This is a genomic window from Pseudomonas sp. 29 (genome assembly GCF_002754355.1).
GTDB lineage: Bacteria > Pseudomonadota > Gammaproteobacteria > Pseudomonadales > Pseudomonadaceae > Aquipseudomonas > Aquipseudomonas neuropathica.
This window is the reverse complement of the sequence record NZ_PEEY01000001.1, coordinates 5,489,155-5,501,829: the sequence shown is the minus strand read 5'-3', so window position 1 is coordinate 5,501,829 and position 12,675 is coordinate 5,489,155. Positions and strand designations below refer to the sequence as shown.

Sequence of the window (12,675 nt, the reverse complement as noted above, 5' to 3'; positions counted from 1 at the left end):
CCCTCACGGGTGCACTCGGGCCAGTTCTTCGCGGCAATGATCGACAAACAACTGCGCCGGTTTGGTCAGTTGCACCCGCCGCAGCCAGGCCGCCGACAATCCCGAACCGGTGACGTTTTCCGCCAGCGGCACGCACACGACTTGCCGGCCGTCGTAGGTGTAGTCGCTGAACGGTTTGGTCACCAGAATCGAAAAGCCGAAACCGTTGCCGACCATACCGCGCACCATCTCTATCGACGGTGAGCTGAAGACGATGTTCGGCGTCAGCCCGCGCTCTTCGAAGATGCTCACGAAATAGGTGCGGCTCGGCACCACGTCGAGCAGGATCATCGGTTCCAGCACCAGATCAGCCAGCGAGACCTTTGCCTGTTGCGCAAAGCGGTGGCTGGCCGGCAGCAACGCATAAGGCTGCTGCGGCGGCATCAGCGGCGTGGTTTCGATGGTGCTGTCCAGGTCGTGTTCAAACATCATCGCAACGTCGATGCTGCCGGCGGTGAGGGCCTGCACCAACTCTTGTTGTTCGCCATCACGAATGCGGATTTCCACCCCTGGCCAGCGCGCCTTGAACCCGGCGATCAAGCGCGGCAGGTACAGCGGCGCGACGGTTTCGAAACAACCAATATCGATCTGCCCCGCGACCACATCATTGTCAGCCAGCGCGTTCTGCTCGAACTCGTGCGCCACCCGTAGCAACTCCAGTGCCTTGCGATAGAACCGCGAGCCACTCGGCGTCAGCGAAACCCCTTGGGCATGGTGGCGGATGAACAACTGCACGCCGAAACTTTCTTCCAGATGCTTAATGGCCGTGGAGACCGACGGTTGCGCGATATAGAGCTTGCGCGAGGCCTCGGCAACGCTGCCGCAGTCGGCGGTGGTGACGAAGTATTTGAGCTGGCGCAGGTTGTAGGCAGCCATGTGAGTCTCCCGAAGAGCGCGAGTGTTCGCCCTGTTTCCCTGGCGCACGATCAAGCTTGAACATACCGGACGCCGGCGCCAGCCGAAGCATATTTTTTTTAAGGTCTGTAGCAACAAACTTACTAATTTATCTATCCCGACGCTTTGCACATGATCACTTCAACAAGAAATGCGCCGCCCGTGCCGGCGCTTGCCGAAGTACGTCCACGTACTCATCCTTGCCTTGGAGTTCGTCATGGCTACCCCAACAGCATCCTCCGCTCCGCTGATTGAAAAACACACGATAGGATACGTGCCCCCCGAAGATCGCCACGGAAAGGTCAGGGATCTGTTCACGCTCTGGTTCGGCGGCAATATCGCGCCGTTGCCCATCGTCACCGGTGCACTGGGCGTGCAGTTGTTTCACTTGAATCTGCTCTGGGGCATCGTCGCGATTCTCGTCGGCCATCTGGTCGGCGGCGTGTTGATGGCGCTGCACTCGGCGCAAGGCCCGCAGATGGGCATCCCGCAGATGATCCAGAGCCGTGCGCAGTTCGGCTCGCTCGGCGCGCTACTGGTGGTGTTGATTGCCGGCGTCATGTACATCGGCTTTTTCGCCTCCAACATCGTGCTGGCCGGCAAGTCGCTGCATGGCGTGGTCGACAGCGTTCCGGTGCCGGTCGGCATCGTCATCGGCGCAGTCGGTTCGGGGATCATCGGCATCATCGGCTACCGCTTTATCCACGTGCTCAACCGCATCGGCACGTGGGTGTTGGGGATCGGCATCGTTGTCGGTTTCGGCTACATCTTTACCCACATTCAAACCGATGATTTCCTCACTCGCGGCAGCTTCAACCTGTCCGGCTGGCTGGCCACTGTGTCGTTGGCGGCGTTGTGGCAGATCGCGTTTGCGCCCTACGTGTCCGATTATTCGCGTTACTTGCCGGCCGACGTCAAAGTCTCGTCGACGTTCTGGACCACGTATCTGGGTTCAGCGCTGGGCTCGAGTCTGGCGTTCATCTTCGGTGCCGTCGCGGTGCTGGCAACGCCCGTCGGCATGGACACCATGGACGCGGTGAAACTCGCCACCGGTTCCATTGGCCCGCTGATGCTGGTGCTGTTTCTGCTCAGCGTGATCAGCCACAACGCCCTCAACCTCTACGGCGCGGTGCTGTCGCTGATCACTCTGGTGCAAACCTTCGCCTACCGCTGGATCCCCACCGCCAAGAGCCGCGCGGTGATCTCGATCATCGTGTTGCTGGCCTGCTGCTTTGCCGCCGTCGGCGCCTCGAAGGACTTTATTGGCCACTTCGTCGACATGGTGCTGGTGTTGTTGGTGGTGCTGGTGCCGTGGACGGCGATCAACCTGATCGACTTCTACGCGATCCACAAAGGTCAGTACGACATCCAGTCGATCTTCCAGGTCGATGGCGGCATCTACGGCCACTACAACCCGCAAGCGCTGCTGGCCTACGCGATCGGCATCGCCGTGCAGATCCCGTTCATGAACACGCCGCTGTACGTCGGCCCGGTCTCGGCGCACATCAACGGTGCGGATTTGTCGTGGCTGGTGGGATTGTTGGTGACTTCGCCGTTGTATTTCTGGCTGGCGAATCGCGACACCTCCTATCGTCGGCGGATGATGGGCGGGAAACTGGCGAGCAGTCTGTGAGATTGATTTGATGACAAACCAAGGCCCGCTTAGTGCGGGCCTTCTTTATTTCGGTATGGTATTTCTTCAAGCCTGAAGACTCTGAGGAAAGGGAAATCCAATGCTGCGAATACTCGGTAAAGCCTCATCGATCAACGTGCGCAAAGTGCTGTGGACCTGCGCTGAATTGCAGATTCCCTTCACGCGGGAAGACTGGGGGTCAGGGTTCAAATCGACGAACGATGCGCAGTTTCTCGCGCTCAATCCCTGTGCCATGGTGCCGGTGATTCAGGAAGGTGATTTCACCTTATGGGAATCGAACACGATCATTCGTTATCTGGTATCGCGCTACGACGGTTCGCACCTCTACCCGACTGACGCGCAAACACGGGCGCGGATTGATCAGTGGATCGACTGGCAAGCGTCGGAGCTGAATCGCTCGTGGTCGTACGCTTTTCTGTCTCTGGTGCGACAGTCGCCTGAGCATCAGGACAGCGCCGCACTGGCGGTCGGGATTGAGCAATGGTCGAAGAACATGGCAATCCTCGACCGGCAACTGGAGAAGACCGGCGCCTACGTCAGCGGCGAACAGTTTTCCCTGGCGGACATTCCCATCGGGCTGTCGGTGAACCGCTGGTTCGAAACCCCACTGGCTCACCCGGATTTTGGCGCAGTGAAAGCCTATTACAATCGCTTGAACCTGCGCCCCGGCTACGTGCTGCACGGTCGCAACGGCACGCCGTAATCGCGGTTATTTGCTTTTGAACGCCTCACGCCGCGCCTGCCGTTCGGCGGCGTAGGCTGCTTGTGGCTGGCTGATCAAATCTTGCCGACGCAACGGTTCACCGCAGTGCTCGCACAGCGGCCCGAGGCCGGCGTCGTGGTTGCAGTTTTTGTGGGTCATGTTCACCGCCAGTCCCTCCTCCGGTGCCTTGCACCAGGTCTCTCCCCACGCCCGCAACGCGATGATCACCGGGTAGAACGCCTCACCTTTCGCGGTGAGGTGGTACTCGTAGCGTTTCGGCCGTTCGTTGTACAACCGGCGCTCAACCAGCCCCTCCGCTTCCAGGCATTTCAGACGCGCGGCAACCATCTGCGGCGTACCGCCGGTCTGCGCCTGGATCTCGTCATAGCGATGATTGGCCATGAACAACTCGCGCAAAACCAGCACGGTCCAGCGGTCGCCGACGATCGTCTCGGCCCTGGAGATCGGGCACAGCGTATCGGGAAGACTATCGTTTACTGCCATCAGGGCTTGCCTCTTTTACAGTTACTATGATTATCATATCTACACGATGCCGGGACAAGCCCTGTGCACCGATAATCCCATTGCCGGAGCAAGTAGCCATGTCGAATACCCCCTATCCGCTGGACAGAACCGCCTACCTGTTGGTCGATCCGTACAACGATTTTCTCTCGGAGGGCGGCAAGATTTTCCCTTTGATCAAACCCATGGCCGAGCAGAACGGCCTGCTCGACAACCTGCGCAAACTCGACCGCACGGTGCGCGACCTGAACATTCCGGTGGTCATCGTACCTCATCATCGCTGGGAAAAAGGCGACTACGAAACCTGGGACCACCCAACCCCAACCCAATGCAAAATCATGCACATGCACCATTTTGCCCGGGGCGAATGGGGCGGCGAATGGCACCCGGATTTCGCCCCGAAGGATGGCGATATCGTGGTTCAGGAGCATTGGGGTTCCAGTGGATTCGCCAACACCGACCTGGATTTTCGCCTGAAGCAGCAAGGCATCACCCACGTAATCATCGTCGGCCTGCTGGCCAACACCTGCATCGAAGCCACCGCGCGCTATGCCTCGGAACTGGGCTACCACGTCACCCTGGTCCGCGATGCAACAGCGGCCTTCAAAGCGGAAATGATGCACGCCGCCCACGAACTCAACGGCCCGACATTCGCTCACGTGATTGCCAGCACCGACGAACTGATTGCCAACCTCAAATCCCAAGGTGAATCGAAATGAGCCTGACCGGCCATTTGCTGATCGGCGCGGCGGATGTCGCCGCCACCGAAGGCACGATGAAAGCGCTGAACCCGGCCACCGATCAACGGATAGAACCGGACTTCGCTTTCGGCGGTGCGGCACAGGTTGATCAGGCTGCAACACTCGCCGATGCCGCGTTCGACCACTACAGCCACACCTCGCTGGCCGAGCGTGCCGCGTTTCTCGAGAGCATCGCTGACAACCTCGATGAGGTGCGCAGCGAACTGGCGGCACGCGCGGCACTCGAAACCGGGCTGCCCGAAGCTCAGCTTGAGGGCGAAGCTTTGAGAGCCGCGATCCAGTTCCGCCAGTTCGCCGATGTGGTGCGCCGGGGCCGCTTTCTACAACTGGCGATCGACCCGGCACAACCCCAGCGTCAGCCGCGTCCACGGATGGATCATCGCTTGCAAAAAATCGCCATCGGCCCGGTGGCGATTTTCGGCGCGAGCAACTTCCCGATTTCCTACTCGGTGGCGGGTGGCGATACCGCGTCAGCATTGGCGGCCGGCGCTACCGTGATTCTCAAGGCGCACAACGCCCACCCCGGCGCCTCGGAAATCCAGGCGCGAGCCATTCGTAAAGCCGTGCAGGCGCATGGCTTGCCCGAAGGGGTTTTCTCGATGGTGCGTGGCGGCGGCTATGCCATCGGCGAAGCGCTGGTCGATCATCCGTTGATCAAAACCGTGACCTTCACCGGCTCCGAACCGGGTGGCATGGCGCTCTATCGCCGTGCGCAATTGCGCCCCGAGCCGATCCCGGTGTTCACCGAAATGACCAGCGTCAACCCGACCTTCATCCTGCCCGAGGCGCTGGCGGCTCGCGGCGCCGAAATCGGCGACGGCTTTATCGAGCGCATGCTGGTCAACGTCGGGCAGGCCTGTTTGTGTCCGTCGATCCTGATCGCCATCCGCGGTGCGGGGTTTGAAGAGCTGCGCAACGCCATGCGCAATCGGGTCAGCGCGGCATCGGCGCGGACAATGCTGACGCCGGGCATTCATGGTGCCTACGTCGAGGGTTTGATTGCGATGGAAGGTGCCGGCGCGCAGGTGATCGCGGCAGGCACGCCGGCCGATGCCACATTCGCCGGACGTGCTGCGTTGCTGGAAGTCGAGGGACACCAATTGCTCAGCGAACCGGCATTGGCTCATGAGGTGTTTGGTCCATCGGCGCTCCTGGTTGCTGTCAACGATGAAGCCGAGCTGCTGGCAGTCGCCCGTTCGTTCAAGGGACAGCTCAGCGCGGCGATTCACCTTGAAGGTGGCGATCTGGGATTGGCGCGGCGCCTGCTGCCGATTCTCGAACGCCGCACTGGACGCATCGTGGTCAACGCCTTCGCCCACCCACAGGAAGTGACCTTTGCTACGGTGCACGGCGGCCCTTTTCCGGCTACATCGGACAGCCGCTTCACTTCCGTGGGCATGACCTCGATCGAGCGCTTCTTACGGCCCGTGGCTTATCAGGGGTTTCCGGATGAGTTGTTGCCAGAGGTGTTGCGCGAGAGTAATCCGCTGAATCTGCCGCGCAGCATCGACGGGCAATAACGGCAACCCAGTGCGCGGCAGACGCGATCATGCATCTGCGCGCACCACCCCGCGCTCTTCAAGCAAGCGCACAAACATGCTCAAACTGCGCGACACCGTGCCCCGTCGCCATACCAGCCATGTAGTCAGATAGCGAAAATCCGCCGCCAATGGCCAGACGCTGACGGTCGCGCTGCCGGGCATGCTCTGGAGCATTTTGCGCGGCATCAGCGCCAGACCGGCACCGGCGCTGACGCAGGCGAGCATGCCGTGATAGGACTCCATTTCGAAAATCTTGCCCGGTACGGCGGCGTCGGTGCTGAACCATTTTTCAAAGTGGTGACGGTAGGAACAGTTGGAACGGAAGGCATAAATATTCTCGCCGTTGACATCCGCCGCGCGCTTGACGGGCGCGTGGTTGAGCGGCGCGATGATGACCATTTCTTCCTCGAATGCCGGCACACCTTCCAGCGTCGGATGCAGCACCGGGCCGTCGACAAACGCTGCAGCCAGACGCCCGGACAGCACGCCGTCGATCATCGTGCCCGAGGGGCCGGTGGACAGGTCGAGATCGACCTTGGGGTGCAATTGATTGTACGCCGCGAGCAATTCGGGAATGCGCACCGCCGCCGTGCTTTCCAGTGAGCCCAGCGGAAACGCGCCTTGCGGTTCCTCCCCCGCCACCGTCGCCCGGGCCTCTTGCACCAGATCGAGAATCCGTCGCGCGTATTCAAGAAAACTCCACCCGGCCGGCGACAGGCGCAAACGGCTTTTCTCACGGATAAACAGATCAACGCCCAGATCCTGCTCAAGCTGCTTGATCCGCGTGGTCAGGTTCGACGGCACGCGATGAATCTGCGTGGCGGCGGCGCTGATGCTGCCGTGCTCGGCAACGGCTTTGAAGATTTCCAGCTGCACCAGATCCACAGTCATTCTCCAATCGTGAAAGAAACGATCTTTATTATTCAGTTTCCAGAAAACAAACACCACCCTACTCTAGGCCCATCCGACGAACATGCAGGACGATGCCATGAGCCAGATTTCCAGCCAGACCCACGCCATCTCGATCAACCCCGCCACCGGCGAGCAGATCGGTCACTACGCATTTGAATCCGCCACTGCCCTTGACGCTGCGCTGACCCGCGCCGCCTATGGCTTTGGCAAGTGGAAGCGCAAGCCGCTGCAAGATCGCTCGCGCTTGCTGACCGCCCTGGCCGGTGCGTTGCGTGAAACCAGCGAAGCCATGGCCACGATGATCACCCAGGAAATGGGCAAGCCGATTGCTCAGGCCCGTGGTGAAATCGAGAAATGCGCCAAGCTCTGCGAGTGGTACGCCGAGAATGGCCCGGCCATGCTGTACGCTGAACCTACCCAGGTTGAAGGCGGCAAGGCGCGCATCGAATACCGTCCGCTCGGCCCGATCCTCGCGGTAATGCCGTGGAACTTCCCGATCTGGCAAGTGCTGCGCGGTGCCGTGCCGGCGCTGATCGCCGGCAACACTTACGTGCTCAAACATGCGCCGAACGTGATGGGCAGCGCCTATCTGCTGCGCGACGCCTTCACCCGCGCTGGTTTCGCCGATGGCGTGTTTGAAGTGATCAACGTCACCCCGGAAGGCGTTTCCACTGCCATCGCCGACTCGCGTATCGCCGCCGTGACCCTGACCGGCAGCGTGCGTGCCGGCGTGGCCATCGGCGCTCAGGCCGGTGCCGCGCTGAAGAAATGCGTGCTGGAACTCGGCGGTTCCGATCCGTTTATCGTGCTTAACGACGCCGATCTGGATGAAGCCGTGCAAGCGGCGGTGATCGGTCGCTATCAGAACTCCGGTCAGGTCTGCGCAGCGGCCAAACGATTGATCATCGAAGCAGGCGTGGTTGAAGAGTTCACCCGCAAGTTCGTCGAGGCCACGCGCAAGTTGAAGGTCGGTGATCCGCTGTCTGCCGAGACCTACATCGGCCCGATGGCACGTTTCGACCTGCGTGATGAACTCGACCAGCAAGTGCGCGACACCCTTGAAGAAGGCGCAACGCTGTTGCTCGGCGGCGGCAAGTCTGAAGGACCGGGCAACTACTACGAGCCGACCGTGCTGGCCGATGTCACCGACCGCATGACTTCGTTCAAACAGGAACTGTTCGGCCCGGTCGCCTCGATCATCACCGCCCGCGATTGCGCGCATGCCGTGGCCTTGGCCAACGACAGCGAGTTCGGCCTGACCGCCACGATCTACACCGCCAACGTGGCACTGGCCCAGCAACTGACCAGCGAACTGGACACCGGCGGCGTGTTCATCAACGGCTACTCCGCCAGCGATCCGCGCGTGACCTTTGGCGGCGTGAAAAAGAGCGGTTTCGGACGTGAACTGTCGCACTTCGGCGTACGCGAGTTCTGTAACGCACAGACCGTGTGGCTGGATCGTAAATAATCCAGAGACCGGAAACCCCTGTAGGAGTGAGCCTGCTCGCGATGAGGGAGTATCAACCAACACATCCGTTGCTGACTCACCGCTTTCGCGAGCAAGCTCGCTCCCACAGGGATTCGCAGACAGATTGAAAATAGGTGGCTTGGCACAATCCAAAGTGGGAGCGAGCCTGCTCGCGAAGAGGCAATATCAGTCAACACATCCGTTGCTGACTCACCGCTTTCGCGAGCAGGCTCGCTCCCACATTGGGTTTATGCAGCAGCCTGTTGTGGCTCGGCGACGCTGCGATCTTTGCTCAACAACCCCAGCACCACCGCCGCCGATGCGAGGGTGATCACCGTCAGGATGTGCAGCAGATACTGAAACGCCGCCGCATAACCTTGCACCAAACGTTCATTGGCCAGACCTGGCACGGTGTTGATCGCATGCGCCATATCGCCGGTGGTCACCCGGTGCGCGGTCTCGGCGATCAGCGACGCCTCAGCGCTGCCTGTCACTGCGTGCAGGGCACTCGACAGATCGGCGTGCAGCAATGACGCCAGCACCGCCGCGACAATCGCCAATGCAATCCCCTCACCCGCCACTCGCACAGTGCTGAAAATGCCCGCCGCCATGCCTGCGCGCTCTTTCGGCACGACACTGACCGACAAACCATCCATCAGCCCCCACGGTAAACCGGCGCCCATGCCGATCAGCAGCATCGGCACCACCAAGGCGATTTTCGGCTCACCGACGTTGTACAGACTCAGCCAATGCAAGCCCACAGCGGCCATCAGAAATCCGGCACCGGACAAGATGCCGGCGGAAACGAAGCGCGCCAGCGATGCGGCCAGCATCGGCACCACCAGCATCGGCGCCGACAACGCCAGTAACAGCAGACCGGCGTCGATCTCGCTCAGCCCCTCAACGCCGATGAAGCGCAGCGGTAACATCACCACCAGCACGATGTAGCAGAAACAGGTGCCGATCGGCAGCATCTGCACGCCGATGAATCGCGGATAACGAAACAGCGTCAGATCCAGCATCGGCCGTTCGACACGCATCTCGACGATCACGAAGGCGGCCAGCAGTACCGCCGAAGCGCACAGCAAACCGAGCACAAGTGGACTGTTCCAACCACTGTCCGGCGCCTGGATCAGGCCAAACGTAAACAGCGCCAGCATTGCGCTGAACAGCAGCGTGCCCGGCCAGTCCAGCCCTTTGGCATGCGGATCGCGGGTTTCACGCATGCGCGGCACACCGAAAACCAGCGCGATGATTCCAATCAACGCAGTAAAGACAAAAATCGCCCGCCAATTGAATGCCTCGATCAACGCGCCGGCCACCAGCGGACCGAAAGCCAGACCAATGCCGAACGTAGTGCCGAGCACGCTGTACGCTCGAGTCCGGGCATGCCCTTCAAACTCTTGCGCCAGCGCCGCCGAGCCGCTGGCCAGCGCCGCCGCCCCCGCCACACCTTGTACAGCGCGCAATACATCCAGCCAGAACACCGAAGGCGCCAGACTCTGCGCAAACGACGCGGCGGTAAACAGCAACATGCCGAAGGTGAACAGGCGTTTGCGTCCATACACATCAGCCAACGCGCCGGCGGCCATCAGCAAACTGCCGAACGACAGCATGAACGCATTGGTGATCCAGGTCAGCGCCACCGGACTGCCGCCCAAGTCACGACCGATGGCCGGTGTCGCTACCGCGCCGCCAGTAAAACTTAACGGCAGGACCAGTGCCGAGAGGCACACGGCCGCGAGTATGAGCAACTTGTCGCGCGCTCCGTGCGGCTGAGTCAAAGCGTTCATCATTCCATCCTTTGAGCAATCAAAAAGCTGCATAACGCAGCGAATAAGGCGCGAAATCCGCAGAAAAATCCACCACCGTTTCCAGTCGATAAAAAAGAAAGCGAGCAGCCTCAAATCTGGTCGACGTTGATGCGACTTTAAAGCCGTGCTACTGATGCGATAATCCCAACAAATTTGCATGGCTTTGTGAAAGGCATTCACAGATGAAAACCCCTTCAGCGGCAGATCTTTCGGTATTTCTCTGCACCGCTCAGCAGTTGAATTTCAGCAAAGCGGCAATCGAGCTAGGCCTGACGCCGTCCGCGTTAAGCCATTCGGTAAAGGCACTAGAGAATCGTCTTGGCGTGCGCCTGTTCAATCGCACCACTCGCAGCGTGGCATTGACTGAGGCTGGCGAACGCCTGTATGCCCGACTGAAACCGGCATTCCGCGACATCGACGATGCTTTGGAAGACCTCAACCATTTCCGCGATAAACCCTCGGGCAACCTGCGCATCACCTGCGGGCGGCAAGCCTGCGAACTGGTGTTGCTGCCGATTGCCAGCGAGTTTTTGCTGGCCTATCCGGACATCCGCCTGGAAGTGGTGGAAAGCGATGCACTGCTGGATATCGTCGCCAACGGTTTTGATGCCGGCGTGCGCTTCGGCAATCGTCTGGAAGCCGACATGGTGTCGCTGCCGATCGGCCCGACAATGCGTTCGGTGGTGGTCGGATCGCCAGCCTTTTTTGCACGCCACGCGGCACCGCAAAAGCCTGAGGACCTGCACGGACTGCCGTGCATCCGCCACCGCTTTCCCAGCGGCTCGATGTACCGCTGGGAACTCGAACGCGGCGGCATCGCCCAGGAAATCGAAGTCAACGGCCCGTTGACCCTCGGCGATGTCAGCCTGATGGTCGGGCCCGCGCTGCAAGGGCTGGGCCTGGCCTATGTGTTCGAAGACATGGTCAGCGAACACTTGGCCAGCGGGCGTCTGCTGCAAGTGCTGGGAGACTGGTGCCCGTTCTATCCGGGCCTGCACCTGTACTACCCGAGCCGGCGTCATGTGCCGGCACCGCTCAAAGCGTTTATCGACTTCGTGCGCAACCGGCGTTAGGAGCTTACAAGTACTTCAGCCAGGCGATGTCGCGGCGCCGCGCCTTCAACGCCGAAAACCAACGCACGGCCGGGAACAGTGCAATCGCCAGAATCACCGCTGCCAGCCAGATCGCCGCCACTGACGAGAAGCCGAAATAGCTGCCCTGATTCAGCCCGAACAGGGCCACACCGATCAGGTACAACACCTTCAACGCGTACAGATGCAGCAGATAGAAAAACATCGGCGCCGAACCGAACACAGTCAGCCAGCGAATCCAGCGACGATCCTGCAAGCGCTCGAAGGCCAGCAGCAGCAACAGCCCGGCGCCCACGGTCAGCGCGATAAACAACAACGACGGCGGGTACTTGGTGATGTTGAAAAAACTCATCAGGGTTTGCACCGACGAGTCACCCACGGCCCATGGTTTTTCGCCATAGCCGTTGATCAGCCGCAACCCGACAAAACCGAGCAGTCCGGCGCTACCCGCGATCAGCAGGTGGCACTGACGCAAACCCGCTTCAACGCCGCGAGCAAACCACGGCCCCAGCGCATAACCCAGGCCGATCACACCGATCCACGGCAACAACGGATAGGAGGTGCGCAGGCGCAGATTTTCACTGACTTCGATCCAGCCACGATCATGCAAAATCGCCCACGGCACATGCAGCGCCGACTCCACCGGGAAATGCACCGCGTCGAGCAGGTTGTGTCCGGCGATGATCGTCAGGCTCAACGTCAGCAACAGCCAGCGCGGCAGCCACACCAGCAGCGACAGGGCGATCATGCTCAAGCCGATCGCCCAGATCACTTGCAGATAAATCACACTCGGTGGCAGTTGGAAGGTCCACGCGAAGTTCACCAGCGTGAACTCCAGCACCACCAGAAACAGACCGCGTTTGAACAGAAACGCACTGACATCGGCCTTGCCTGCGTACTTTTCGCCGAACAACCACGCCGACAATCCCGTCAGCAGCACGAACACTGGCGCACACAGATGCGCCAGCGTGCGACTGAAAAACAACGCCGGTTCAGTGCTGGCAATGTCCATCGGGTCGGCGACCTGGCGGTGCAGCAAAAAAGTTTCGCGCACGTGGTCCAGCAGCATGAACAGAATGACCAGGCCTCTGAGGGCGTCAATGGACAGCAGCCGGCCAGTGGGCGAGGCAGAACGGGGGAGCGCAATTGTCATGAGCGTTTCGCAATCGAAGGGTTAACAGCGGGCGCCGACAAGGACGGCCCTGAAAATTTTGCGTTACCTTATAACACTAAAAAGCAAAATCCAAAGCCCAATCGATAGCAATTCTCAGAAAAC

General features: G+C 60.4%; 11 protein-coding genes. 6 read left to right on the top strand and 5 right to left on the bottom strand.

The genetic code is table 11. The annotated features are described in order from the left end of the window. Window positions 1–3 precede the first annotated feature (3 nt). Window positions 4–915 (bottom strand): LysR family transcriptional regulator, encoded by a 912-nt coding sequence (locus CLU80_RS25525; protein WP_099758739.1) that lies wholly within the window; start codon window positions 913–915, stop codon window positions 4–6. Between the two features lie 235 nt (window positions 916–1,150). Here CLU80_RS25525 and CLU80_RS25520 point away from each other — a divergent pair, with 235 nt between their 5' ends. Both CLU80_RS25520 and CLU80_RS25515 read left to right on the top strand, forming a co-directional pair. Further along, a complete protein-coding gene (locus CLU80_RS25520) occupies window positions 1,151–2,566 on the top strand; it encodes a purine-cytosine permease family protein (protein ID WP_099758738.1) in 1,416 nt (471 codons plus the stop codon). A 100-nt stretch (window positions 2,567–2,666) separates the two neighbouring features. After that, window positions 2,667–3,290, top strand: coding sequence for a glutathione S-transferase family protein (locus CLU80_RS25515; protein WP_099758737.1), 624 nt, complete (start codon window positions 2,667–2,669; stop codon window positions 3,288–3,290). 6 nt (window positions 3,291–3,296) lie between these two features. On the opposite strand, the gene CLU80_RS25510 is transcribed toward CLU80_RS25515, so the two are convergent. Further along, window positions 3,297–3,794 (bottom strand): winged helix-turn-helix transcriptional regulator, encoded by a 498-nt coding sequence (locus CLU80_RS25510; RefSeq protein WP_099758736.1) that lies wholly within the window; start codon window positions 3,792–3,794, stop codon window positions 3,297–3,299. Window positions 3,795–3,892: 98 nt separating this feature from the next. On the opposite strand from CLU80_RS25510, the gene CLU80_RS25505 reads away from it, so the two are divergent. Next, entirely contained in the window at window positions 3,893–4,531 is a 639-nt protein-coding gene (locus CLU80_RS25505) for a cysteine hydrolase family protein (protein ID WP_099758735.1), read from the top strand. Beyond that, window positions 4,528–6,093 (top strand): aldehyde dehydrogenase (NADP(+)), encoded by a 1,566-nt coding sequence (locus tag CLU80_RS25500; RefSeq protein ID WP_099758734.1) that lies wholly within the window; start codon window positions 4,528–4,530, stop codon window positions 6,091–6,093. The genes CLU80_RS25505 and CLU80_RS25500 overlap by 4 nt, the downstream gene beginning before the upstream one ends. Before the next feature lie 27 nt (window positions 6,094–6,120). Here CLU80_RS25500 and ptrR read toward each other — a convergent pair whose 3' ends face one another. Continuing rightward, window positions 6,121–6,999 (bottom strand): putrescine utilization regulator PtrR, encoded by an 879-nt coding sequence (gene ptrR, locus CLU80_RS25495; protein ID WP_093437993.1) that lies wholly within the window; start codon window positions 6,997–6,999, stop codon window positions 6,121–6,123. A gap of 103 nt (window positions 7,000–7,102) precedes the next feature. Here ptrR and CLU80_RS25490 point away from each other — a divergent pair, with 103 nt between their 5' ends. Beyond that, the gene (locus CLU80_RS25490) at window positions 7,103–8,494 is read left to right on the top strand and encodes an aldehyde dehydrogenase family protein (protein WP_099758733.1); all 1,392 of its coding nucleotides are present in this window, start codon (window positions 7,103–7,105) and stop codon (window positions 8,492–8,494) included. Window positions 8,495–8,742: 248 nt separating this feature from the next. Here CLU80_RS25490 and CLU80_RS25485 read toward each other — a convergent pair whose 3' ends face one another. Next, window positions 8,743–10,287, bottom strand: coding sequence for an MFS transporter (locus tag CLU80_RS25485; protein ID WP_099758732.1), 1,545 nt, complete (start codon window positions 10,285–10,287; stop codon window positions 8,743–8,745). 203 nt (window positions 10,288–10,490) lie between these two features. Here CLU80_RS25485 and CLU80_RS25480 point away from each other — a divergent pair, with 203 nt between their 5' ends. Continuing rightward, window positions 10,491–11,381, top strand: a complete 891-nt coding sequence (locus CLU80_RS25480; protein WP_099758731.1) for a LysR family transcriptional regulator — start codon at window positions 10,491–10,493, stop codon at window positions 11,379–11,381. Window positions 11,382–11,385: 4 nt separating this feature from the next. On the opposite strand, the gene CLU80_RS25475 is transcribed toward CLU80_RS25480, so the two are convergent. Continuing rightward, the gene (locus CLU80_RS25475; protein WP_099758730.1) at window positions 11,386–12,552 is read right to left on the bottom strand and encodes an acetyltransferase domain-containing protein; all 1,167 of its coding nucleotides are present in this window, start codon (window positions 12,550–12,552) and stop codon (window positions 11,386–11,388) included. Window positions 12,553–12,675 lie beyond the last annotated feature (123 nt).

Coding starts and splice junctions, on each gene's coding strand:
- CLU80_RS25475 (WP_099758730.1), bottom strand. CDS start 12,552: ATGACAATTGCGCTCCCCCGTTCTGCCTCGCCCACTGGCCGGCTGCTG.
- CLU80_RS25480 (WP_099758731.1), top strand. CDS start 10,491: ATGAAAACCCCTTCAGCGGCAGATCTTTCGGTATTTCTCTGCACCGCT.
- CLU80_RS25515 (WP_099758737.1), top strand. CDS start 2,667: ATGCTGCGAATACTCGGTAAAGCCTCATCGATCAACGTGCGCAAAGTG.
- CLU80_RS25500 (WP_099758734.1), top strand. CDS start 4,528: ATGAGCCTGACCGGCCATTTGCTGATCGGCGCGGCGGATGTCGCCGCC.
- CLU80_RS25525 (WP_099758739.1), bottom strand. CDS start 915: ATGGCTGCCTACAACCTGCGCCAGCTCAAATACTTCGTCACCACCGCC.
- CLU80_RS25490 (WP_099758733.1), top strand. CDS start 7,103: ATGAGCCAGATTTCCAGCCAGACCCACGCCATCTCGATCAACCCCGCC.
- CLU80_RS25520 (WP_099758738.1), top strand. CDS start 1,151: ATGGCTACCCCAACAGCATCCTCCGCTCCGCTGATTGAAAAACACACG.
- CLU80_RS25485 (WP_099758732.1), bottom strand. CDS start 10,287: ATGAACGCTTTGACTCAGCCGCACGGAGCGCGCGACAAGTTGCTCATA.
- CLU80_RS25510 (WP_099758736.1), bottom strand. CDS start 3,794: ATGGCAGTAAACGATAGTCTTCCCGATACGCTGTGCCCGATCTCCAGG.
- CLU80_RS25505 (WP_099758735.1), top strand. CDS start 3,893: ATGTCGAATACCCCCTATCCGCTGGACAGAACCGCCTACCTGTTGGTC.